This is a genomic window from Streptomyces sp. DvalAA-43 (assembly GCF_900091725.1).
GTDB classification, from domain to species: Bacteria; Actinomycetota; Actinomycetes; order Streptomycetales; family Streptomycetaceae; genus Streptomyces; species Streptomyces pulveraceus.
Genome location: NZ_FMBW01000094.1, coordinates 30,769 through 53,153, shown reverse-complemented (window position 1 = coordinate 53,153; position 22,385 = coordinate 30,769). Strand labels below are relative to the sequence as shown.

The window sequence follows — 22,385 nt, the reverse complement described above, 5'->3', positions numbered from 1 at the left end:
GCCGCACGTACGGCCCGTAGACTCGGCCCCACCATGACAGACCTTCCGATGCCCGCCGACGAGGCCGAAGCCCGAGCCGTCCAGGACACCCTGCGCACCCGCGTGGTGCTCGACGAACCCGGCCCGCCGCCCGGCACCGGCCGGGTCACCGGGGTCGATGTCGCCTACGACGACGAGCGCGATGTCGTCGTCGCGGCCGCGGTCGTCCTCGACGCGGCGACGCTCGACGTGGTCGCCGAGACCACCGCCGTCGGCCGGATCACCTTTCCCTACGTCCCCGGTCTCCTCGCCTTCCGGGAGATCCCGACCGTGCTGGCCGCGCTCGAATCCCTGCCGGTCGACCCCGGACTCGTGATCTGCGACGGGTACGGCCGGGCGCACCCGCGCCGCTTCGGCCTCGCCAGCCACCTCGGGGTGCTCACCGGCCTCCCGGTGTTCGGCGTCGCCAAGAACCCCTTCACCTTCTCGTACGAGCAACCCGGCTCCCACCGGGGCGACTGGTCGCCGCTGCTCGACGGCGAGGAGGAGGTCGGCCGGGCGCTGCGCACCCAGGACGGTGTGAAACCCGTCTTCGTCTCCGTCGGACACCGGACCGGCCTGGACAACGCCTGCGCCCACACCCTGCTGCTGGCCCGTGACTTCCGTCAGCCGGAGACCACCCGCAGGGCCGACTCGCTCTGCCGGAAGGCCCTGCGGGAAGCGACCGCCTGAGCCCGGCCCCCGGTCGCCGGCATCGTCCCGGGGCACCCGGTAGGTTCTCTGCGGTGAATGCCATGGAGACGCGGGGCCTCGCGACGATGACCGACCGGGCACGAATCCGCTGGACGGCACTGGGCGACACGGTGCGCAGGCCGCCCGTGGTCATGCTCCACGGCGGGCCGGGGCTGCCGGACTATCTGGGCGATGTCGCCGCGACCGTCGCGGACCTCGCGCCCGTGTACCGCTACGGCCAGCGTGGCACGGCCGGATCCCCGTGGCAGGGCCGTCACACCTTCGCCCGGCACGTCGACGATCTCGCCGAGCTCCTCGACGCCTGGGACGCGCCCTCGGCGGTGCTGATCGGACACTCCTACGGAGCCACCCTGGCCGCCCGGTTCTGCCTCGCCCACCCGGACCGGGTGGCCGCGATGCTGCTGATGTGCGGGCCGTTCGTCGGCGAGTGGCGGACGGGGGACCGGGCGGAACGCGAGCGCCGGATGTCCCCGGCGCAGCAGGAGCGTCTCCAGGAGCTGCAGCGGATGCCGCACCGCACGGAGGAGCAGGAGGTCGAGTTGCTCGCGCTGTCCTGGTTCACCGACCACGCCGACCCCGCCCGCGGCCGGCACTGGGCCGAGCAGGGCGCCCGGCAACGCCGACCCGTCAACTGGGCCATGAACCACGAGCTCGGCGAGGAGGGACGTGCGGACCCGCTCGACCGGCATCTCGACGAGCTGCGCGGCCGCCTGCCCGCACGGGTGGAGATCCTCGGCGGCGTCGAGGACCCCCGCCCGCTGTCTGCGCTCCAGTCGCTCGCGCTCCGGCTCGATGTCCCGCTGACCCGGATCGACGGCGCGGGACACGAACCCTGGCTCGAACAGCCCGATGTCACCCGCGCGCACCTGCGGAGATTCGTGCGCGGTGCGGCAGGGCCGTCCGGCCCGGCGGGGCACGCGTCGCCCCACCGGGCTGAAGGCCGAAGGAAGCTGAGTACCCGTACGGATACCGTTTGCCGATCATGACCGGCAAGCTTGCCCGTATGAACGAACATCGAACGTCCACGCGACCCGGCACCGTCTATCTCGCTCAGCGCCGGGTCGCGGTGGGGATGACACTCGGCATGATCGCGGGAGTGGCCTGGGCCGTCTCGATGATCGTCACGCTGGTGTCCTGGGCGCTCTGAGCCCGAGCCCCCGAGCGCCGTTGGTCGCGCCGGGCATGACGCTCCGGGCTCCCGGTATCCGTTCGGCTCAGCGGGCGGCCGCCACCCGGAAGCGCAGACCCGCCGAGCGCAGCCGCTCCAGGAGCGCGTCGCCCATCGCGGCGGCCGTGGTGACCTGCCCCGACGTCGGCGGGAGTTCGTCCAGGGCGAGGCAGAGCGCGGAGTGGGCGAGCATCTTCGCCGTCTCGCCGTAGCCGGGGTCGCCGCCCGACACCTCGGTGAAGACCCGGCGCCCGCCGCCCGCGCCCACGAACCGCACGGTGAACCAGCTGCGCCCGCGCCGCTCGGCGTCCGGACCCCGGCCCGGCTCGTACCGGCCCATCAGCCACGACCGCGCCGCCGGAACCTGCGCGGCACCCAGCAGGGCGCCGATCGCGGCGGTGCCGCCGAGGGCCACGGGCAGATGCCGCACCGAGGCGAAGTGGCGGTAGCGGAAGTCGGGGCCGTACCGGGCGAGCGCCCGCGCCGAGCGCTCGACGACCCGCGGGTCCAGGGTCGGCAGCGGGAGCGCCCAGGTGCCGGTCTCCGCGCTGAAGCGCGGGGCGCCGAGCGGGGCACGGGCCCGGCGGGCGACCAGCCGCGGTTCGTGCAGCCGACGTTCCCGGGCCGCGCGCAGCATCCGCGGGCCCCGGCCCATCGCGGTGAGCGCCGAGGCGAACGTACCGCCGGAGAAGAGGGCGTTGCTGCGTACGAACCCGTCGACGGTCAGCGGCACGTCCTGCGGGAGCTGCTGGACGGTGAAGTACACCCCGAGGTCGTGCGGCACCGAGTCGAAACCGCAGGCGTGCACGATCCTGGCCCCGGTCTCGCGGGCCCGCGCGTCGTGCTCCAGATACATCCGGTCCACGAACTCCGCCTCCCCGGTGAGGTCCGCGTAGTCCGTCCCCGCCTCGGCACAGGCCGCGACCAGTTTCTCGCCGTACCAGACGTAGGGGCCCACCGTCGTGGCCACCACATGGGTGGATTCGGCGAGTTCGCGCAGCGCGTGTGCGTCGTCGGCGTCGGCGTGCAGCAGCGGGAGGTCCGTGTGGTGCGGGTCGATCGCGGTGAGCCGTTCGCGCAGGCGCTCCAGCTTGGCCCGGTCGCGTCCGGCCACCGCCCAGCGGCAGCCGGAGGGCGCGTGGGCGGCCAGATATTCGGCGGTGAGGGCGCCCACGAAGCCGGTGGCGCCGAAGAGGACCACGTCATAGGGGCGTTGTGTCCCGTTCTGCCTGTTCACGACTGCCTCCGCGGGGGCCGGTGCCGATGTGGGAGGCAGAGGCTAGCGGAGGGGGTCGTGGCGGTGTGCGGCAGGGCGGCGCCGGTGGGGGAGGATCCCGGAGGAAGAACTAAGCGCTTGCTCGGCCAAAAGGGTTGTGCGGAGCGCGGTGCGTTCTTAGCATCATCGATGTTACATCAGTTGTGTCATACCGCTGGGGGCTTGATGGCAACGACAGAGCACGGCTCGCACGGCCCGCTGGCAGGGGTGCGGGTGGTCGAACTGGCAGGCATCGGCCCCGGCCCGTTCGCCGCGATGCTCCTGGCCGACCTCGGTGCCGACGTCGTCAGGGTCGACCGGCCCGGCGGCGCGGGGCTGGGCATCGACCCCGCGTACGACCTCACCAACCGCAACAAGCGTTCGGTGCTCGTCGACCTCAAGGCCGAGGGCGGTGCCGCCACGGTGCTCGATCTGGCCGAGCGCGCCGACATCCTGATCGAGGGCTACCGGCCGGGTGTCGCCGAACGCCTCGGGGTCGGCCCCGAGGCCGTGCTGGCCCGCAATCCGCGGCTCGTGTACGGGCGGATGACCGGCTGGGGCCAGGACGGACCGCTCGCCGAACGGGCCGGGCACGATGTCGCCTACATCGCTCTGACCGGCACCCTCTCCATGATCGGCAGGCCCGGAGAGCCGCCCACCGTCCCGGCCAATCTCGTCGGCGACTACGCGGGCGGCTCGCTCTATCTCGTCGTCGGGGTGCTCGCCGCCCTCCAGCACGCCCGCACCCCCGGCGGCCGGGGCCAGGTCGTGGACGCCGCGATCGTCGACGGCGCCGCCCATCTCGCCACGATGATCCACGGCATGCTGGCGGCCGGCGGCTGGCAGGACCGGCGCGGCTCCAACCTCCTGGACGGTGGCTGCCCGTTCTACGGCACGTACGAGACCGCCGACGGCCAGTACATGGCGGTCGGGCCGCTGGAGCAGCGGTTCTACGACGAGTTCGGCAGGCTCCTCGGGATCGGGGACACCGCCCCGGACCGGGGTGACATCACCCGGTGGGACGAACTGCGCACGGTCGTCGCCGACCGGTTCAGGACCCGTACGCGCGCCGAGTGGACCGAGGTGTTCGAGGGGTCGGACGCCTGCGTCGCCCCTGTCCTCTCGCTCCGGGAAGCGCCCCACCACCCGCACATCGCCGCCCGCGCCACCTTCGTCGAGCACGGCGGACTCACCCAGCCCGCGCCCGCACCGCGCTTCTCCGCGACCCCCGCCTCCGTACGCCGGGGCCCCGCGCGACCCGGCGCGGACACCGAGGCCGTCGCCGCCGACTGGGGCGTACCCGGCCTCGCGTCCCCGTGATCCCCGCCGGGCCCCGACCGGCCCGGCCCGTCCCCACCCCCGAGAACCGGCTCCAGGAGGCCCGCAGTGCAGCGGCAGATCTTCACCGAAGAGCACCACGCGTTCCGCGAGACCGTGCGCACCTTCCTCACCAAGGAGGTCCTCCCGCACTACGAGCAGTGGGAGAAGGACGGCATCGTCTCGCGCGAGGCCTGGCTCGCGGCCGGCCGGCAGGGGCTGCTGGGCCTCGCCGTACCCGAGGAGTACGGGGGCGGCGGCAACACCGACTTCCGCTACAGCGCCGTACTCGCCGAGGAGTTCACCCGGGCCGGCACCCCCGGCCTCGCGCTGGGGCTGCACAACGACATCATCGGCCCCTACCTCACCGGTCTCGCCACCGACGAGCAGAAGCGGCGCTGGCTGCCCGGCTTCTGCGGCGGCGAGACCATCACCGCCATCGCCATGACCGAACCCGGCGCGGGCTCCGACCTCCAGGGCATCCGCACCACCGCCGAGGACAAGGGCGACCACTGGCTGCTCAACGGCTCCAAGACCTTCATCTCCAACGGCATCCTCGCCGACCTGGTGGTCGTCGTGGCGAAGACCACCCCCGAGGGCGGCGCGAAGGGGCTCTCGCTGATCGTCGTCGAACGGGGCGCCGAGGGCTTCGAGCGGGGCCGCAACCTCGACAAGATCGGCCAGAAGTCCCAGGACACCGCCGAGTTGTTCTTCAACGACGTACGCGTCCCCAAGGAGAACCTCCTCGGTGAGCGGGACGGCGCCTTCATCCATCTGATGACCAACCTCGCGCAGGAGCGCATGGGCATAGCGGTGGCCGGGATCGCCGCGGCGGAACACCTGCTGGAGATCACCACGCGGTACGTCAAGGAGCGCGAGGCCTTCGGGCGGCCGCTCGCCAAACTCCAGCACATCAGGTTCGAGATCGCCGAGATGGCCACCGAGTGCGCCGTCACCCGTGCCTTCCTCGACCGCTGCATCGTCGACCACTCCGACGGGACGCTCGACGCCGTGCACGCCTCGATGGCCAAGTGGTGGGCCACCGAACTGCAGAAGCGCGTCGCCGACCGCTGCCTCCAACTGCACGGTGGTTACGGCTACATGACGGAGTATCCGATCGCCAGGGCGTTCACCGACGGCCGTATCCAGACCATCTACGGCGGCACGACCGAGATCATGAAGGAGATCATCGGCCGTTCGCTGCTCGCCTGACCCCGTCGCACAACCACCCCCGAAAGGCTGCTGACTTGAGTACCGAAGCATTTGTCTACGACGCGATCCGCACCCCGCGCGGCCGCGGCAAGGCCAATGGCGCCCTGCACGGCACCAAGCCGATCGACCTCGTCGTCGGCCTCATCCACGAGATCCGCAACCGCTTCCCCGGCCTCGACCCGGCGGCCATCGACGACATCGTCCTCGGCGTGGTCAGCCCGCTCGGCGACCAGGGCTCCGACATCGCCCGGATCGCCGCCATCGCCGCCGGCCTCCCGGACACCGTCGCCGGAGTACAGGAGAACCGCTTCTGCGCCTCGGGCCTGGAGGCCGTCAACCTGGCCGCCGCCAAGGTCCGTTCGGGCTGGGAGGACCTCGTGCTCGCGGGCGGTGTCGAGTCGATGTCCCGGGTCCCGATGGGATCCGACGGCGGCGCCTGGGCGATGGACCCGATGACCAACTTCGAGACCGGCTTCGCCCCGCAGGGCGTCGGAGCCGACCTCATCGCCACCATCGAGGGCTTCTCCCGCCGCGACGTCGACGAGTTCGCCGCACTCTCCCAGGAGCGCGCCGCCGAGGCATGGAAGGACGGCCGCTTCGCTCGCTCCGTCGTCCCGGTCAAGGACCGCAACGGCCTCGTCGTGCTCGACCACGACGAGCACATGCGGCCCGGCACCACCGCCGACTCGCTGGCCGCGCTCAAGCCCTCCTTCGCGGCGATCGGCGAGATGGGCGGCTTCGACGCGGTGGCGCTGCAGAAGTACCACTGGGTCGAGAAGATCGACCACGTCCACCACGCGGGCAACTCCTCCGGCATCGTCGACGGCGCCGCGCTCGTCGCGATCGGCAACCAGGAGGTCGGCGAGCGCTACGGACTGACGCCGCGCGCCCGGATCATCTCCGCCGCCGTCTCCGGCTCCGAGCCGACCATCATGCTGACCGGCCCCGCGCCCGCCACCCGCAAGGCGCTCGCCAAGGCCGGGCTGACCATCGACGACATCGACCTCGTCGAGATCAACGAGGCGTTCGCCGGCGTCGTCCTCCGCTTCGCCCGGGACATGAAGCTCCCGATCGACAAGATCAACGTCAACGGCGGAGCCATCGCCCTCGGCCACCCGCTCGGCGCCACCGGCGCGATGATCCTCGGCACCCTCATCGACGAACTGGAACGCCGCGACCAGCGGTACGGCCTCGCCACCCTCTGCGTCGGCGGCGGCATGGGTGTCGCCACCGTCATCGAGCGTCTCTGACCGTCCCCGGCCACCCCTGCCTACGGAGAAGACAGACACATGACCGAGAGCACGACCATCCGCTGGGAACAGGACGAGACCGGCGTCGTCACCCTCGTACTCGACGATCCCGACCAGTCCGCCAACACGATGAACCAGGCCTTCAAGGACTCCATCGCGGCCATCGCCGACCGCGCGGAGGCGGAGAAGGACGCCATCCGCGGCATCATCTACACCTCCGCCAAGAAGACCTTCTTCGCGGGCGGCGACCTCAAGGACATGATCAAGGTCGGTCCCGAGAACGCCCAGCAGGCCTTCGACACCGGCACCGCCATCAAGAACTCGCTGCGCCGCATCGAGGCCCTCGGCAAGCCCGTCGTCGCCGCCATCAACGGCGCGGCCCTCGGCGGCGGTTACGAGATCGCGCTCGCCTCGCACCACCGCGTCGCGCTCGACGCGCCCGGCTCCCGGATCGGCCTTCCCGAGGTCACCCTCGGCCTGCTGCCCGCGGGCGGCGGCGTCACCCGCACCGTACGCCTCATGGGCATCGCCGACGCCCTGCTGAAGGTCCTCCTCCAGGGCACCCAGTACACCCCGCGGCGCGCCCTGGAGAACGGCCTGGTCCACGAGGTCGCCGCCACCCGGGAGGAGATGCTCGAAAAGGCCCGCGCCTTCATCGACGCCCACCCCGAATCCCAGCAGCCCTGGGACGTCAAGGGGTACCGGATCCCCGGCGGAACCCCGTCCAGCCCGAAGTTCGCCGCCAATCTGCCGGCCTTCCCCGCGAACCTGAAGAAGCAGCTCGCCGGGGCCCCGATGCCCGCGCCCCGCAACATCCTGGCCGCCGCCGTCGAGGGCTCCCAGGTCGACTTCGAGACCGCCCTGACCATCGAGGCCCGCTACTTCACCGAGCTGGTCACCGGCCAGGTCGCGAAGAACATGATCCAGGCGTTCTTCTTCGACCTCCAGGCCGTCAACTCCGGCGCCAGCCGCCCCAAGGGCATCGAGGAGCGCCAGGTCACCAAGGTCGCCGTGCTCGGCGCCGGGATGATGGGTGCGGGCATCGCGTACTCCTGTGCCCGCGCCGGGATCGACGTCGTGCTCAAGGACGTCTCGGCCGAGGCGGCGGCCAGGGGCAAGGCGTACAGCGAGAAGCTCCTCGACAAGGCGCTCTCCCGGGGCCGCACCACCGAGGCGACCCGCGACGAGCTGCTGGCCAGGATCGTCCCGACCGGCGACCCGGCCGACCTCGCGGGCTGCGACGCCGTCATCGAGGCCGTCTTCGAGGACACCGCGCTCAAGCACAAGGTGTTCCAGGAGATCCAGGACATCATCGAGCCGGACGCGCTGCTCTGCTCCAACACCTCGACCCTGCCCATCACCGTCCTCGCCGAAGGCGTCTCGCGCCCGGCCGACTTCATCGGGCTGCACTTCTTCTCGCCCGTGGACAAGATGCCGCTGGTCGAGATCATCAAGGGCGAGCGGACCGGCGACGAGGCCCTGGCCCGCGCCTTCGACCTGGTCCGCCGGATCAAGAAGACCCCGATCGTCGTCAACGACTCGCGCGGCTTCTTCACCTCGCGCGTCATCGGCCAGTTCATCAACGAAGGTGTCGCCATGGTCGGCGAGGGCGTCGAGCCCGCCTCCGTGGAACAGGCCGCGGCACAGTCCGGCTACCCGGCAAAGGTGCTCTCCCTGATGGACGAGCTGACGCTCACCCTGCCCCGCAAGATCCGCAACGAGACCAAGCGGGCCGTCGAGGAGGCCGGCGGCACCTGGCCAGGACACCCCTCGGACGCGGTCATCGACCGGATGGTCGACGAGTTCGGCCGGACGGGACGCAGCGGCGGCGCGGGCTTCTACGAGTACGACGAGAACGGCAGGCGCACCCGGCTGTGGCCCGGACTGCGGGAGCACTTCACCCGGCCGGACACCGACATCCCCTTCCTCGACATGAAGGAGCGGATGCTGTTCTCCGAGGCCCTGGACAGCGTCCGCTGCCTGGAGGAGAACGTCCTCATCACGGTCGCCGACGCCAACATCGGCTCCATCATGGGCATCGGCTTCCCGCCGTGGACCGGCGGCGTGCTCCAGTACATCAACGGGTACGAGGGCGGTCTGCCCGGCTTCGTCGCCCGCGCCCGGGAGCTCGCGGAGCGGTACGGCGACCGCTTCCTGCCGCCCGCGCTGCTCGTGGAGAAGGCCGAGAAGGGCGAGACCTTCCACGACTGACGGCCACGACCGCCGCGCATGACTGGCGGCCACGGTTGGCGTCCACGACCGGCGCCCACCCCGCGGGCCGCGTTCACTCCGCCGTGAACGCGGCCCGCAGCTCCTCCTTCAACGACCGCTGGAACGCGGTCACCAGCGCCTGGAGCACCATCGGCTGCATATGGGCCGACAGCGACTTCATCGCCGCCACGTGCTCGGGGTCCGACTCCCGTTCCCGGTACGGCTCCCACACCTCGTCCCGGAACAGCCGGGTCAACTCCTGCGCCGCGGACCGGGAGTGCTCCAGCAGAACCGTGCGGGCGGCCAGGATCGTCTCGTGCGCGATCGGCACGCCGAGCAGCTCGACCCCGAGCCGCAGCAGCCCCGGGTCCACCCGATAGCTGCCGTCCACCGGCTCCGCGCGCTCCAGTACCCCCATCGCGGCCAGCCGCGCGATGTCCTGCCCGGTCAGTGCCCGGCCCGCCCGCCGCTCCAGCTCCGCCCGGGTCGCGTCCTCCGCCGAGTCCGGTGCCCAGGAGGCCACCAGGGCCCGGTGGATCGCCAGGTCGTGGGCGCTCAGATCCGGCGGCAGCTGCTCCAGATACCGTTCGATCGCGGCCAGCGTCATGCCCTGGTGCTGGAGCTCCTCGATGAGCGCCAGCCGGGAGAGGTGGTCGTGCCCGTAGTGCCCCACCCGGCGCGGTCCGATGACCGGGGGCGGCAGCAGCCCGCGGGTGCTGTAGAACCGCACCGTACGCACGGTCACCCCGGCGCGCGCCGCCAGCTCGTCGACGGTGAGCGTAGGCTCCTCGGCCCCGGTCGCCATATCTGCTCCTCGTGTCCGGCCCTGAGGGGAAGAGCCGCCGTGCGCGTGATCCACCCCGGTGCAACAGTATTGCTGTCTCACCAGTGATGTGAAAGAGCTCGGCTGTCAGAGGCGGCACCTAACCTGAAGCCATGTCCGGGATCATGTACATCAAGGGGGACGCGACCGCGCCCCACGGCAAGGGCGTCAAGCTGATCGTCCATGTCTGCAACGACCTCGGCGGCTGGGGCAAGGGATTCGTCCTGGCGCTCTCGCGCCGCTGGCCCGAGCCCGAGGCGGCCTACCGGCGCTGGCACCGGGAGCGCGCGAGCAATGACTTCGGCCTCGGCGCGGTGCAGTTCGTACAGGTCGGTCCCCGCATATGGGTGGCCAACGCGGTGGGCCAGCGGGGCATGCGCACGGGCAGCAAGGGGGTTCCGGTGCGTTACGAGGCGATCGACACGGCGCTGGGCGCGGTGGCCGACCGGGCCCAGGAGTTGGGGGCCTCGGTCCATATGCCCCGGATCGGCTGCGGACTGGCGGGCGGGACGTGGTCCCGGATCGAGCCCCTGATCGAGAAGCGGCTGACCGGCCGGGACATACCGGTGACGGTGTACGACTTCGACTAGGGCCCGGCCGAGTCCGTCCGGCGGGTCAGGGTCGGACAGGCCCTTGCCCCACGGGGCCTCGGCCTGCGGAAATCCGCCGGTTAATGTGACCCCCGTCGACGGAGCGGCGGGAATTGGGGTGGGGCCGGTGGCGGGTGCCGATGCGGGTCGTGAAGAGACCGGGCGTCCCGGCGCCGTCGTGCCGCGCGACCCGGTGGACGAGTCCCTGCTGACCCTGCTCGGCCTCGCGCCGGACGAGGACGCCGTCTACCGCCTGCTGGTGGACCGCCCCGACAGCGAACCGGACACCCTCTCAGGCCCGTCGAGCGGCCGGGCGGTCATGCGCGTCCTCGACTCGCTCGTCGAGCGCGGGCTCGCCAGCGCCGCGCGGCCGGACGCCGACGGCACCGTCCGGTACCGGGCCGCCTCGCCCGTCCTCGCGCTCGGGCCGCTGCTCGAATCCCGCCGGTCCGCGCTGCACCGGGTCGAGTCGCTCGTCGGGGACCTCACGGAGCGCCACCGCGCCGCGCAGACCCACGCGTCGGGGGCGCCGGTGGAGGTGCTGTCCGGGCCGGCGGCGATCCGGCGGCGTCTGCTGACCATGCAGCGGCAGGCCAGGAGAGAGGTGTGCACCCTCGTGCCGACCAGGCATGTGCCCGCGGTGCTCAGCTTCGCGGACAACCACGAAGAGGTGGACGCCGAGATGATCCGCCGCGGTGTGACCGTACGCAGCGTCGTCGAACGCGCATGGCTGGAGCGTCCGGAGACCGCGGCCGTGCTGGCCTCCTGCGTCGCCCAGGGCCAGCACATCTCCGTCACGGACCGGCTGCCGATCAAGCTCGCCATCGTGGACCGCCGCATCGCCCTGCTGCCCCTGGATCCGGAGCGCGAGACGGAGCCGGTGGCGCTCGTCGTCCACCGGACGGGCCTGCTCACCGCCCTCGTCTCGCTCTTCGAGGAGCACTTCGAGAAGGGCTGGCGGCTGAGCGTCTCCGGCACGGAAGAGGACCATGAGGCCCCGGTCGCGGCGATCGACCGGCGGATCGTGGCGCTCCTCCACGTCGGCCTGACCGATGCGGCGATAGCCCGTCAGCTGGGCATGGGCCACCGCACCGTCCAGCGGAGGCTGCACGCCCTGATGGACGACGTGGGAGCGGCGACCCGATTCCAGCTCGGCTGGTACGCCGCACGCGCCGGCTGGCTGCCCGACATCGCGGACAACCCGCCCGCTGTGGACGGCTTCTGAGGCGTAATTGCGCCACGGCACTTTCGCGCCAGGGCCATCCCTTGTTCACGCAACCTCCATGGCGAACGATCAGCACGTCAACGCCTGAGGCCCCCGGCTCAGGCGCAGGTGTGCGATGGGGAGGTCCTGTGAGACGAACAAACGTGCTGCGGATGCTGGCGACCGGAGTGGTGGCCGCCGCGACCGGCGCATCGTTGCTGGCCGCACCGGCCTGGGCGGGCGGCACCGCCACCGCGCGGACGCCCGACCCGGTGGGTGTCGCCCCGGCGATGACGCAGGGCCTGGACGGGTCCGCCCGCCAGGGCACTCCGGCCGAGGCGGCCCGAGCCCACATCAAGGCCCATGAGGACACGTACAAGGTCCCCGTCTCCGACCTGAGGACGGTCAGGACGACCAGGGACGGCGAGCAGTCCTCGGTGCGCTTCCAGCAGAAGCACGACGGCGTCCCGGTCTTCGGCGCCGAGTACGCGGTGCAGACCCAGGCGGCCGACGGCGGCCAGCAGGTCACGTCCGCGACCGGCACGCTCTACACGGACCTCACCGTCTCCACCACGCCGAAGGTGAGCGAAGCCACCGCGAAGCGGCGGATGTTCACGCTCGACCGCGGCCTGTCCGGAGTGCGGGGCGCGAGGACCGAGGCGCACGGCCTGTCCGTGCTCCCCGACGCCCGGGGCGGCAGGCTGGCCTGGCACTTCACGGTCACCGGCGGCAAGGCGAACGGTTCCCCGGTGCGCCAGGAGGTGTACGTCGACGCGCGGGTGGGCGGCATCGCTCTCTCGTACAACAACATCGACGCGGCCGACGCGTCGCCCGCGCAGGGGACGGGCGTACGCGTCGACGGCACCGAGACGGAGCTCGACGTCAACAAGGAGGCGGACGGCTCGTACACGCTCGTCGACTCCACCCGCGCCATGTATCCGCGGACCGGCGGCCAGATCCGTACCTACGACGCGAACCGCAAGGAGTACACGGCCGTCGCGGGCGGCCCGGTCACCGACGACATCCGGCTGGGTGCGTCGGCGAGCGACCGCTTCGACGGCGCCAACACCTCGTCGGGCGCGGTCGACGCGCATCTGAACGCGGCGAAGGTGTACGAGTACTACAAGGACCGGATCGGCCGCGACGGGGTGGACGGCAAGGGCGGCACGATCTCCTCGGTCGTCAACGTCGCCGCGAACGGCAAGGACTACGCCAACGCCTTCTGGGACGGCTCCAAGATGGTCTACGGCCACATGGACGGCGTGCCGCTCTCCGTCGGCCTGGACGTCGTCGGCCACGAGATGACGCACGGGGTCACCGAGCACTCCGCCGGGCTCGTCTACCTCAACCAGTCCGGCGCCCTCAACGAGGCGATATCCGACTACTTCGGCAACGCCATGGAGACCGCCGACAAGGGCATCGCGATGAGCGACCCGGCGTCCGGCCTCATCGGGGAGTACCTCTGCAACGGCACCAAGCCGCTGGCGGAGTGCGCCCTGCGCGACCTGAACGACGGGCGCGACGCGCAGAAGGACTACCAGCCCGTCACGCTCGACATCGACAACGGCGGAGTGCACTACAACTCCACCATCGTCGGCGGCGCGCTGTGGGACATGCGCAAGAACCTCGACAGCGAGCTCGCCGACCAGATCGTCTACCGGTCCGCGCAGAACTACCTCACCCCGCTGTCCGGCTTCACCGACATGCGCAACGCGGTCACCCTCGCGGCCAAGTCCCTGCACGTCTCCAAGGCCGATCTCGCCGTCATCGCCAAGGCCTTCGACGACCACGGCATCGAGACCGGCTGGGAGAAGAAGGGCGGCACACACGACGGCACCACCATCGGCGCCGGCGTCCTGCCCGCCTACGAGGTCTACAGCGGCGTCGACGAGCAGGCCGCGCAGATCAACGGCGACGTCTACGCGATCAGCCACGGCGACGCCATCGCCTGGGGCCAGGGCAGCGCCGCCTTCGGCATCACCGTGGGCCGCTTCGGGAAGAAGCCGAAGCACGAACTGGCCCAGGAGGACGCCTATCTGCTCGACCCCTCCCTGGACGACGACCGCATCGTCTTCACCCGGATCACCGCCGACGGCATCGGCGTCTACCGGGCCGGTGCGAAGGGCCAGGGAGCGGTCAAGAAGCTGGTCGACCGCCCGGACGCGGACGAGACCGAGCCGGTGACCGACCACGGCGCGCTCGCCTACATCAGCACCACCGCCGACGGCGAGCAGGACGTCATGCTCCGCAAGGCCGACGGCACCACGGTCAATGTGACCCCCGAGGCCGGCACCAAGGCCGCCCACCTCACGATGAAGCACGGCCGGATCGCCTGGGCCGGCGGTGACGGCACGTACGTCCATGTCCACGACATCTCGAAGGGCACCACACAGAGCAAGCGGATCGCCGGCTTCCTCTTCGACTACGTCTCGGACATCCAGCTGACCTCGGACCGCGTCTTCTGGCGGGAGACGGGCGGCTTCCTGATCCCGTCCTCGAAGTTCGTCTCCGCTCCGCTCGGCGACCTGTCCACGGCGGCCACGCTGCGCTACCCGACGAGCACGTACCTCGCCCAGTTCTCGGTCAACGACCGGTACTTCGCCTACTCCACCTACGACTTCTGGGGAGCGCTCGGCTCCTGGAGCGGGCCGGGCAAGGTGAAGGTCGCCAGGACCGCCGATGTGCTCGCGGGCCTCGACAACTTCACCCGTGTCTCCTGCTCCTCCGGCGCACAGCTGGCCCCGTCGCTCGGTGACGGCCGGCGCGTCGCCTGGCTGGACACCACCGCCGCGGCCACCGACGTGGTGACCCGCGAAACGTTCGCCGGGACCTGCGAGTAGGTACCGGCCGGACCGAACACACCCCTCGGCAGGGCGCCCACCGGACCCCGGTGGCCGCCCTGCCCGCGTGGATACAGGGATGTGGATACAGAGATACGGGGTGAGTCACTCCGTATCGGCTCCTATGGTGGGGTGGAAGCGGCGGAACGGGGGAGGGCCCATGACGGCACGGAGCACCGACGAGGCGGAGCTGGCCCTGGCGCTCCGCGCCACACCGCCCTCCGACGCGCTGATCGAGCGGATCCTGGACGCCGCGCGCGAGCAGTTCACGACCTTCGGGCTGCGCCGCTCCACCGTCGACGACGTCGCCAAGCGCGCCAGGGTCTCGCGCGTGACCGTGTACCGGCGGATCGGCAACAAGGACAGCCTCGTCTCCGCCTGTCTGCTGCGCGAGTACCGCCGCTTCGTCGTGGAGGTGGACGAGGCCGTGGCCGCGCTGCCGACGACACAGGACCGGCTCGTCGAGGGCTTCGCCGCGGTGCTCCGGCACATCCGCGAGCATCCGCTCATCGGTGGTCTCCTGAGGCTGGAGCCCGAGACGATGCTGCCGTTCCTGACCCTGGAGAGCGGACCGGCCTTCCTCGCCATCCGCGCGTACCTGGCCGACCGGCTGCGTGACGCCCGGCGCGCCGAGGGCCGGCCGGCCAGCGATCCGACCCCGGTCGCCGAACTGATGGTGCGGATCACCGTCTCCTTCCTCCTCAACCCCGTCAGCTGTTTCCAGCTGGACGACGACACCCAGGTGCGGGAGTTCGCCCGCCGCTATCTGGTGCCGTTGCTCGCTGCCGGATAGCACCTCCCGTCCCGCCGCCCGTCTCGTCGGGCAGCGGTTCCACCGGGCGGCTGCGGGCCCAGTGCGGGCCGAGGTCGTCGAGCCGCCAGCCGAAGGGGTACGTACGGGGCCGCGGGCGCGCCGGAAACCTGCGGGGCCGGGCCGGCAGCCGGCGGACACAGCGGGCGCGCAGACGCAGAGCCGCCGACGCCGAGGTCCGCACCCACCGCGGCTGCGGCCGGAAGCCCAGCGCCGCCAGCAGCGGCTCGTCCAGCACCGCGAGCGCGACCCGCGCCACCAGGGGCCGCAACGGACGCGGATACCAGCTCGCGATCACGCGGAACGTGGCGTTCGCGACCCGCCGGTTCGCCGGGTCGTACGCGAACATCCGCTCCTCGTAGGAGTCGAGGAGCCGCTCGAAGCCCTCATAGGTGTCGGGCACCCCCTCGATGCCCATCATCGCCCCCGTCTTGCGGCCCGCCTCCACCAGGGCCTGGACCTCCTGGGCGCACAGGGGCCGCCAGCCGAACCGGTCGATCCAGCGCTTCGGCCCCACGACCGTGGTCGCGAGGACATAGCGGAAGTCGTCGTTCGGGATCCGGTACTTGCCGTGGATCCGGTTGAGATGGCGCGCGGCCGCCCGCCCGCGCTCCGAGTCGAAGCCGTCGACGGCCATCTCGTACCCGATCAGCACCGTGTCGTCGTACCGCTTCTGTCCGGCCCGCTCGAACTCCTGGGTCCGGTCGAGGAGCACGGAGATCCGGGGGACGCCGTAGTCCCGGAGGAAGGCGACGCTCACCCCCTGCCGGTAGTCCCAGGGGAACTCGTACGCGGAGATCAGCCGAAGGATCTCGGCGTAGTCGCGCGCCGGATCCATCCGGCGTATCTCGTGCAGGCGGCTGTATCGGCCCATGGTGTGCCCTCCTGTCCGGGTACCGACTCCCCGCGGGACCGTTCCTGTGGGCTGTCGCCATGCGACGGACCAACTCACCTGTCTTGCAAGAGATCTGACGAACCATCCGGTCCGGGAGTCAAAGTTACAAATACTATCGACTTGTTTCACGAGTCCCGTCAACACCGCCGACGGGCGGACCCGCGACGCGGTGCCGCGGGGGCCGGTGCGCATGACTTCCGGAGGGCTCGCATACTGGATCACGCAAGGGGCCGGGCGCCGAGCCGCGCGCCCGCCGACCGTCGGGAGCACCGTGATGAGCAGTCCAGCCGCCGAAGCCCGGAACCCCGCCCCGCCACCGCCCGGCGGTGTGCTCTGGAGCCTCTCGGGCGACATCCGGGCCCTGCTGATGCTGCCCGCCGCGCTCACCCTCCAGGTCGCCCACCCGGCGGTCGGCGCCGGTGTCGACGAGCACTCCGTCTTCCGCACGGACCCGTGGGGACGCGGCGAGAGGTCCCTGCGCTCGCTCCAGCTCTGGGTGTACGGCGGCGAGGCGGCGGCCGAGGAGGGGCGCAGACTGCGCCGGCTGCACCGCACCATCCAGGGCACCGACACCCGGGGGCGCGGTTACCATGCGCTGTCGCCCGCGAACTACGCGTGGGTGCACGCCACCGGCTTCCCCGTCTACCAGCACGCCGCGCGCTATCTCGTCCGCCCGCTCACCCCGGCGCAGGAGCGGGCCCTGTACCGGGAGTGGCTCCAGGTCGGCCGGATCCTCGGCATCCACGACCGGGACATGCCGCAGACGATCGAGGAGTTCTGGCCGTACTACCGCAAGGTGCTCGCCGAGGAGATCGAGTCGACCCCGGTCGTCGAGGACCTGGTCGCCACCGACCGTCCCGTGCCGCCGCCGGACCGCGGGCCGCTGGCGCTCAGGCTGTCGCTGAAGCTGCTGTGGCCGGTGCTGTTCCCGCCGCTGGCCCGGTTCCGGCGCTTCGTCACCATCGGGCTGATGCCGCCGGAGGCGCGGGAGGCCATCGGGCTGGAGTGGACGGACGCCCAGGAGCGCACGCTACGGCGGTTCTGCGGGGTGGTGCGGCGCGTGGTGCCCGTGCTCCCCGAGCGGCTGCGCTATCTGCCGTACGCGCGCCGGGCGCGGGCGGCCCATCGCCGGGCCGTCCGGGCGGGGGAGTGATCAGGCGGAGGCCCGGCGCACCAGCTCGGTCGGTGTGATCACCGAAGTCCGGTCGTCGCCCCCGGCCTCGTCGCTCAGGAGGTCCATCAGCATCCGCACCATCAACCGGCCCATGCCCTCCACATCCTGACGGACCGTCGTCAGTGGAGGATCGGTGGCCTCGGCTATGGACACCATGTCGTCGAAGCCGACCAGGGCCACCTCGTCCGGCACGCTCCGGCCGCGCTCGCGCAGCACCCGCAGGGCACCCGAGGCCATCAGGTCGTTGGCGGCGAAGACCGCGTCCAGGCCGGGGTGGCGGTCGAGCAGCTCCGCCATCGCCCGCGCACCGCCCTCGACGGTGAAGTCGCCGTCCGCGACCAGGCCCGGATCGCCGTCGGGCAGCACGTCGAGGTAGCCGTCGACCCGGTCCAGGGCCGAGGTCTGGTCGCGCGGTCCGGCGATGTGCGCGATCCGCCGCCGCCCCAGGGCGACGAGATGGCGTACCGCCTCGGCCGCGCCGCCGCGGTTGTCGCAGTCGACGTACGGGACGGCCGGTCCCAAAGCGGCGCCCGGCCGGCCGGGCCGGCCGCCGTAGACCGCGGGCACCCGGAACCGGCGGATGATCGCGGGGAGTCCGTCGTCGGTGTGCAGCGAGAAGGCCAGTACGCCGTCCACATGGCCGCCGGCCAGATAGCGGGCGACCCGGTCGAAATCACCCCGCCCTTCCACCAGGAGCAGAACCAACTGGGAGTCGTGCAGGGTGAGTTCACGGCTGATGCCGCGGATCTGCCGGGAGAAGAACGGGTCGGAGAAGATCCGGAACTCCGGCTCGTCGATGATCACGGCGACCGCTCCGTTGCGCCGGGTGACCAGGGTCCGGGCGGCGTGGTTCGGCACATAGCCGAGCTCCTCGACCGCCTTGCGCACCTGGTCCACCAGCGGCTTGCGCACCCCGGCCCCGCCGTTCACCACCCGGGAGGCCGTCGCCCGCGAGACCCCGGCGCGAGCCGCCACGGCCTCCAGGGTGGGGCGGGCATCGCGAACGGCATCGTGGGACGGACCGGACAAGGGACGCTCCTCGTACACGCGGGATCGGGCCGGAGAACGGCCTGGCCGGCCGGACGGCACCGACACCGTCAGCCTAACCGGCGCCACCGGCCCGCCGCCGGGCACCACCGCCCCCACCAGGGGAAAGGGACGGCGGTGCCCGGACCCGTCAGCGGTGGTCGTGCACGGAGTTCGTCGCCTCGATCTTCTTCCAGGAGGCGGGCCGCGCGGGCTGCCCGGTGGCGTGCAGGGCGTGCGCCCCGGCCGCCGCCGGGGCCTCGGGCCGGGCCGGCCGGAACAGCCAGGCGTCGAAGAGGGCCGCGAGCGGCTTGCCCGAGACCCGCTCCGCGTACGAGACGAAGTCGCTCACGCTCGCGTTCCCGTAGGCGTGCTCGGCGGGCCAGCCCTTCAGCAGCGCGAAGAACGTCTCGTCGCCCAGTTCGTTGCGCAGCGCCTGGAGGGCCAGGGCGCCCCGGTCGTAGACGGCGGTGTCGAACTGGTTGTCGGGGCCCGGGTCGCCGGGCTTCACCGTCCAGAAGGCGTCGTCGGCCGGATGCTGGGCGTAGGTGTAGTCCGCCAGCTCCTGCGCGGTTCCCTCGCCCTCCTTCTCCGACCACAGCCACTGGCTGTAGCGGGCGAAGCCCTCGTTGATCCAGATGTCCTTCCAGCCCTTGAGGGACACGCTGTCGCCGTACCACTGGTGCGCCAGCTCATGGACGACGACCGAGACGTTCGCCCCGTTCGCGAACTGCTTCGGGCTGTAGAACGGCCGGGTCTGGGTCTCCAGCGCGAAGCCGCTCGTCACGTTGGGGGAGTATCCGCCCAGCGCGTCGAAGGGGTACGGCCCGAAGACCTCCGTCAGCCACTCGGCGACCTCGGCGCTCCGCTCGATGCTGGCGCGGGCCGCTCCGGCGTTGGCGCCGAGGTCCTTGCTGTACGCGTTGACGACCGGCAGCCCGTCCGACGTGGTGTCCGTGGTGATGTCGAACTTCCCGACCGCCAGCGTCGTCAGATACGTCGCCTGCGGCTTGCTGGAACGCCAGTTGAAGCGGGTCCAGCCGAACTTGGAACTCTGCGACTGCAGCGTGCCGTTGCTGATCGCCTGGGTACCGTCCGGGACGGAGACGGAGATGTCGTACGTCGCCTTGTCCAGCGGGTGGTCGTTGCCGGGGAACCACCACGCGGCCGACTCCGGCTCCTGGGCGGCCACCGCGCCGTCCGGAGTGCGGACCCAGGACGTCCAGCCGTTGATCTTCACCTCGGAGGGCTTCCCGGCATACCGCACGACCACCGAGACGGCCTTGCCCTTCGCCAGCGGGGCGGCCGGGGTGATCTCCAGCTCCTGCTCGCCGTTCTTCACATGGCCGGCCTTCTTGCCGTTCACCCGGACCTCGGAGACGTCCAGCCCGAAGTCCAGGTTGAAACGGGAGAGTTCCTGGGTGGTCGTGGCGAGGATCGTCGCCGTGCCCTCCAGCAGATCCGTCGCGGGCTGGTACTTCAGCCGCAGGTCGTAGTGCGAGACGTCGTAGCCGCCGTTGCCACTGGCCGGGTAGTAGGGGTCGCCGATGCCCGGGGCGCCCACGGTGCCTCCGGCGGCCGAGGCCGGGATCGCCAGCAGCAGGGAGGCCGCGAGTGCGCTCGGGACGATGAGTCTGCGGTGCACGGAATACTCCAAGTGGTCGGGGCGAATGATCTTTCGAACCGTCACGTCGAGACTATTCAGCGACTGCCGCCCCAGTGGTGTCCATGGCCGCAGCTGTCACACGATCGCCATTCGGCCGCCACGGCGACCGCCGCCTTTGCGCCATGATCATGCCATATCTGCCACTGATCGCCCTCTGTCGCACGGGAGTTGACCCGGGGTACCTTCCGCCCATGCCGACATGTGCGCGAGGCCTCCGTTCGAGGTACAGATCGCTGGTGGTGGCGGCCGTCGCCGCCCTGATGGCCGTCCTGCTCTCCCCGTCGGGTGCGCAGGGAGCGAGCCCCCGGGAGACCCGGCCGCCGGAGAGCAGGCCCGTCTACTCGTACGGGGACGCCGTCCGCGAATCGGTCTGGGTCGACACCGGGCTGGACGGCGACGGGGACGGGCGGACCGACCGCGTCGCCGCCGACATCGTCCGGCCCCGGGAACCCGCCCGGCAGGGCCGGAAGATCCCCGTGATCATGGACGCCAGCCCGTACTACTCCTGCTGCGGGCGCGGCAACGAGAGCCAGCTCAAGACGTACGACGCCGACGGCAGGCCGGTCGGGTTCCCGCTCCACTACGACAACTACTTCGTACCGCGCGGCTACGCCTTCGTCGCCGTCGATCTGGCCGGTACCAATCGCTCCGACGGCTGCGTCGATGTCGGAGGCCGCTCCGACGTCCAGTCCGCCAAGGCCGTGATCGACTGGCTGAACGGCCGCGCCCGCGGCTACACCACCCGCACCGGCTCCGCCCGCGCCACGGCCGGCTGGTCGAACGGCCGCACCGGAATGATCGGCAAGAGCTACGACGGCACCATCGCCAACGGGGTCGCGGCGACCGGCGTGGACGGGCTGCGGACCATCGTCCCGATCAGCGCCATCTCCTCCTGGTACGACTACTACTTCGCCCAGGGCGCACCCCTCTACGACAGCGGCCCCGAGTGGCTCTCCGGCTACGTGGAGAGCCCCGAGGCACGCGGGCGCTGCGCCGCCGTCCAGCAGCGGCTCGTCGACGGGGCACCGCGCACCGGCGACTGGACGCGGCAGTGGGCCGCGCGCGACTACGTGAAGGACGCCCGCAAGGTGCGCGCCAGCGTCTTCGCCGTCCACGGCATGCAGGACCTCAACGTCCGTACCAAGCACCTCGGCCAGTGGTGGGACGCCCTCGCGGACCGGGGGGTGGAGCGCAAGATCTGGCTCTCCCAGACCGGGCACGTCGACCCCTTCGACTACCGGCGCGCCGAGTGGGTCGACACGCTGCACCGCTGGTTCGACCACTACCTCCTCGGCTACGACAACGGCATCGACCGGGAACCGATGGCCGACATCGAACGCCACCCCGACCAGTGGTCCACCGACCGGGTCTGGCCGCCCCGCACCACGCACACCACCACCGTGCGCCCCGCCGCCGGGAGCACACCGGGCGTCGGCACCCTGGCCCTGCGGCCCGCCCGCCCCGGCGCCACCGAGACGTTCACCGACGACCCGGCGCAGAGCGAGACGGAGTGGGCCGCCGACCTGGACCGCTCCACGGGCGCCAAGGCCGGATTCCGCACCGCGCCGCTCACCGCCGACCTGAGGCTCTCCGGATCGTCCACCGTGACCGTCACCGCCACCCCGACCACCTCGACCGCCCATCTCTCGGCGGTCCTCGTCGACATCGGCCCCGACACCATCCGCGACTACGGCGCGTCCGGCGAGGGCATCACCACCCTCACCGACCGCAACTGCTGGGGCCCGAGCACGGCCGGGGACAGCTCCTGCTTCAAGGAGACCAGGGCCGACACCACCACCGTCGACCGGACCGTGGTCAGCCGGGGCTGGGCCGACCTCGGCACGTACGCCTCCGCCGGAAAGGGCCGCCCCCTGACCCCGGGCAGGGCCTACACGATCACCCTCGACCTGGCGGCCACCGACCATGTCGTACCCGCCGGACACCGCCTCGCCCTGATCGTCGCCGGCACCGACCGGGACCTCATCGACCCGCCGGACTCCACACCCACGCTCACCCTCGACCTGGCCCGCACGTCCGCGAAACTGCCGTTCGTCGGCGGCACCGGCGCCTTCGTCCGCGCCACCGCGGGTTCCGCCTCCGCGGCGGCCCCGCCCCGGGCGGCCGAGGCCCCCGGCGTGACGGCACCGCGTCCCGCCCGGCGCGTCCCGGGAGGCGGGCACGCGTAACACCTGCCGCTGAACATCCGGACCG

18 protein-coding genes are annotated in these 22,385 nt (G+C 71.7%); 13 read left to right on the top strand and 5 right to left on the bottom strand.

Translation table 11 applies throughout. The features are described from left to right. Nucleotides 1–33: 33 nt before the first annotated feature. The 3 genes from GA0115234_RS38750 to mmpA all read left to right on the top strand — a co-directional run bounded on the left by GA0115234_RS38750 (nt 34) and on the right by mmpA (nt 1,879). Nucleotides 34–711: an endonuclease V gene (locus tag GA0115234_RS38750; protein ID WP_237542104.1), complete on the top strand. Its 678-nt coding sequence runs from the start codon at nt 34–36 to the stop codon at nt 709–711. A gap of 62 nt (nt 712–773) precedes the next feature. Beyond that, nucleotides 774–1,718, top strand: a complete 945-nt coding sequence (locus GA0115234_RS38745; RefSeq protein ID WP_237542103.1) for an alpha/beta fold hydrolase — start codon at nt 774–776, stop codon at nt 1,716–1,718. A gap of 17 nt (nt 1,719–1,735) precedes the next feature. After that, complete coding sequence (gene mmpA, locus GA0115234_RS42680) at nt 1,736–1,879, top strand: morphogenic membrane protein MmpA (RefSeq protein WP_176729396.1); 144 nt, start codon at nt 1,736–1,738, stop codon at nt 1,877–1,879. Between the two features lie 67 nt (nt 1,880–1,946). Here the strand turns inward: mmpA and GA0115234_RS38740 are convergent, their stop codons facing one another. Continuing rightward, the gene (locus tag GA0115234_RS38740; RefSeq protein WP_093551181.1) at nt 1,947–3,137 is read right to left on the bottom strand and encodes a saccharopine dehydrogenase family protein; all 1,191 of its coding nucleotides are present in this window, start codon (nt 3,135–3,137) and stop codon (nt 1,947–1,949) included. A gap of 204 nt (nt 3,138–3,341) precedes the next feature. Between GA0115234_RS38740 and GA0115234_RS38735 the strand changes: the two genes are divergently transcribed. The 4 genes from GA0115234_RS38735 (at nt 3,342) to GA0115234_RS38720 (ending at nt 9,145) form a co-directional block, all read left to right on the top strand. Further along, a complete protein-coding gene (locus GA0115234_RS38735) occupies nt 3,342–4,475 on the top strand; it encodes a CaiB/BaiF CoA transferase family protein (protein WP_093551179.1) in 1,134 nt (377 codons plus the stop codon). A gap of 66 nt (nt 4,476–4,541) precedes the next feature. Next, nucleotides 4,542–5,684 (top strand): acyl-CoA dehydrogenase family protein, encoded by a 1,143-nt coding sequence (locus tag GA0115234_RS38730; RefSeq protein ID WP_093551177.1) that lies wholly within the window; start codon nt 4,542–4,544, stop codon nt 5,682–5,684. 35 nt (nt 5,685–5,719) lie between these two features. Further along, the gene (locus GA0115234_RS38725; RefSeq protein WP_093551175.1) at nt 5,720–6,934 is read left to right on the top strand and encodes an acetyl-CoA C-acetyltransferase; all 1,215 of its coding nucleotides are present in this window, start codon (nt 5,720–5,722) and stop codon (nt 6,932–6,934) included. 39 nt (nt 6,935–6,973) lie between these two features. Continuing rightward, nucleotides 6,974–9,145, top strand: a complete 2,172-nt coding sequence (locus GA0115234_RS38720; protein ID WP_093551173.1) for a 3-hydroxyacyl-CoA dehydrogenase NAD-binding domain-containing protein — start codon at nt 6,974–6,976, stop codon at nt 9,143–9,145. A 73-nt stretch (nt 9,146–9,218) separates the two neighbouring features. Here GA0115234_RS38720 and GA0115234_RS38715 read toward each other — a convergent pair whose 3' ends face one another. Continuing rightward, nucleotides 9,219–9,950, bottom strand: coding sequence for a MerR family transcriptional regulator (locus GA0115234_RS38715; protein ID WP_093551171.1), 732 nt, complete (start codon nt 9,948–9,950; stop codon nt 9,219–9,221). 131 nt (nt 9,951–10,081) lie between these two features. On the opposite strand from GA0115234_RS38715, the gene GA0115234_RS38710 reads away from it, so the two are divergent. The 4 genes from GA0115234_RS38710 to GA0115234_RS38695 all read left to right on the top strand — a co-directional run bounded on the left by GA0115234_RS38710 (nt 10,082) and on the right by GA0115234_RS38695 (nt 15,395). Next, nucleotides 10,082–10,558, top strand: coding sequence for a macro domain-containing protein (locus tag GA0115234_RS38710; protein WP_093551169.1), 477 nt, complete (start codon nt 10,082–10,084; stop codon nt 10,556–10,558). 127 nt (nt 10,559–10,685) lie between these two features. Beyond that, complete coding sequence (locus GA0115234_RS38705) at nt 10,686–11,783, top strand: hypothetical protein (protein ID WP_141718540.1); 1,098 nt, start codon at nt 10,686–10,688, stop codon at nt 11,781–11,783. 128 nt (nt 11,784–11,911) lie between these two features. Then, nucleotides 11,912–14,602: a M4 family metallopeptidase gene (locus tag GA0115234_RS38700; protein ID WP_141718539.1), complete on the top strand. Its 2,691-nt coding sequence runs from the start codon at nt 11,912–11,914 to the stop codon at nt 14,600–14,602. Nucleotides 14,603–14,762: 160 nt separating this feature from the next. Further along, nucleotides 14,763–15,395: a TetR/AcrR family transcriptional regulator gene (locus GA0115234_RS38695; protein WP_093551164.1), complete on the top strand. Its 633-nt coding sequence runs from the start codon at nt 14,763–14,765 to the stop codon at nt 15,393–15,395. Here the strand turns inward: GA0115234_RS38695 and GA0115234_RS38690 are convergent. Then, complete coding sequence (locus GA0115234_RS38690) at nt 15,313–16,287, bottom strand: oxygenase MpaB family protein (RefSeq protein ID WP_237542102.1); 975 nt, start codon at nt 16,285–16,287, stop codon at nt 15,313–15,315. The two genes, GA0115234_RS38695 and GA0115234_RS38690, sit on opposite strands and share 83 nt — an antisense overlap. 295 nt (nt 16,288–16,582) lie before the next feature. On the opposite strand from GA0115234_RS38690, the gene GA0115234_RS38685 reads away from it, so the two are divergent. Beyond that, the gene (locus tag GA0115234_RS38685) at nt 16,583–17,461 is read left to right on the top strand and encodes an oxygenase MpaB family protein (protein WP_093551162.1); all 879 of its coding nucleotides are present in this window, start codon (nt 16,583–16,585) and stop codon (nt 17,459–17,461) included. Here GA0115234_RS38685 and GA0115234_RS38680 read toward each other — a convergent pair whose 3' ends face one another. Together GA0115234_RS38680 and GA0115234_RS38675 are read right to left on the bottom strand one after the other, a co-directional pair. Further along, entirely contained in the window at nt 17,462–18,511 is a 1,050-nt protein-coding gene (locus GA0115234_RS38680; protein WP_093551160.1) for a LacI family DNA-binding transcriptional regulator, read from the bottom strand. Nucleotides 18,512–18,659: 148 nt separating this feature from the next. Continuing rightward, nucleotides 18,660–20,153, bottom strand: coding sequence for a M1 family metallopeptidase (locus tag GA0115234_RS38675; protein WP_093551158.1), 1,494 nt, complete (start codon nt 20,151–20,153; stop codon nt 18,660–18,662). Between the two features lie 212 nt (nt 20,154–20,365). On the opposite strand from GA0115234_RS38675, the gene GA0115234_RS38670 reads away from it, so the two are divergent. Further along, nucleotides 20,366–22,360, top strand: a complete 1,995-nt coding sequence (locus tag GA0115234_RS38670) for a Xaa-Pro dipeptidyl-peptidase (RefSeq protein ID WP_093551156.1) — start codon at nt 20,366–20,368, stop codon at nt 22,358–22,360. Nucleotides 22,361–22,385: the final 25 nt, after the last annotated feature.

Bases quoted from the DNA above. Each gene is read 5' to 3' on its own strand.
- GA0115234_RS38750 (WP_237542104.1), top strand. From the start codon at position 34: ATGACAGACCTTCCGATGCCCGCCGACGAGGCCGAAGCCCGAGCCGTC.
- GA0115234_RS38745 (WP_237542103.1), top strand. From the start codon at position 774: ATGGAGACGCGGGGCCTCGCGACGATGACCGACCGGGCACGAATCCGC.
- mmpA (WP_176729396.1), top strand. From the start codon at position 1,736: ATGAACGAACATCGAACGTCCACGCGACCCGGCACCGTCTATCTCGCT.
- GA0115234_RS38735 (WP_093551179.1), top strand. From the start codon at position 3,342: ATGGCAACGACAGAGCACGGCTCGCACGGCCCGCTGGCAGGGGTGCGG.
- GA0115234_RS38720 (WP_093551173.1), top strand. From the start codon at position 6,974: ATGACCGAGAGCACGACCATCCGCTGGGAACAGGACGAGACCGGCGTC.
- GA0115234_RS38715 (WP_093551171.1), bottom strand. From the start codon at position 9,950: ATGGCGACCGGGGCCGAGGAGCCTACGCTCACCGTCGACGAGCTGGCG.
- GA0115234_RS38710 (WP_093551169.1), top strand. From the start codon at position 10,082: ATGTCCGGGATCATGTACATCAAGGGGGACGCGACCGCGCCCCACGGC.
- GA0115234_RS38695 (WP_093551164.1), top strand. From the start codon at position 14,763: ATGACGGCACGGAGCACCGACGAGGCGGAGCTGGCCCTGGCGCTCCGC.
- GA0115234_RS38690 (WP_237542102.1), bottom strand. From the start codon at position 16,287: ATGGGCCGATACAGCCGCCTGCACGAGATACGCCGGATGGATCCGGCG.
- GA0115234_RS38685 (WP_093551162.1), top strand. From the start codon at position 16,583: ATGAGCAGTCCAGCCGCCGAAGCCCGGAACCCCGCCCCGCCACCGCCC.
- GA0115234_RS38670 (WP_093551156.1), top strand. From the start codon at position 20,366: ATGCCGACATGTGCGCGAGGCCTCCGTTCGAGGTACAGATCGCTGGTG.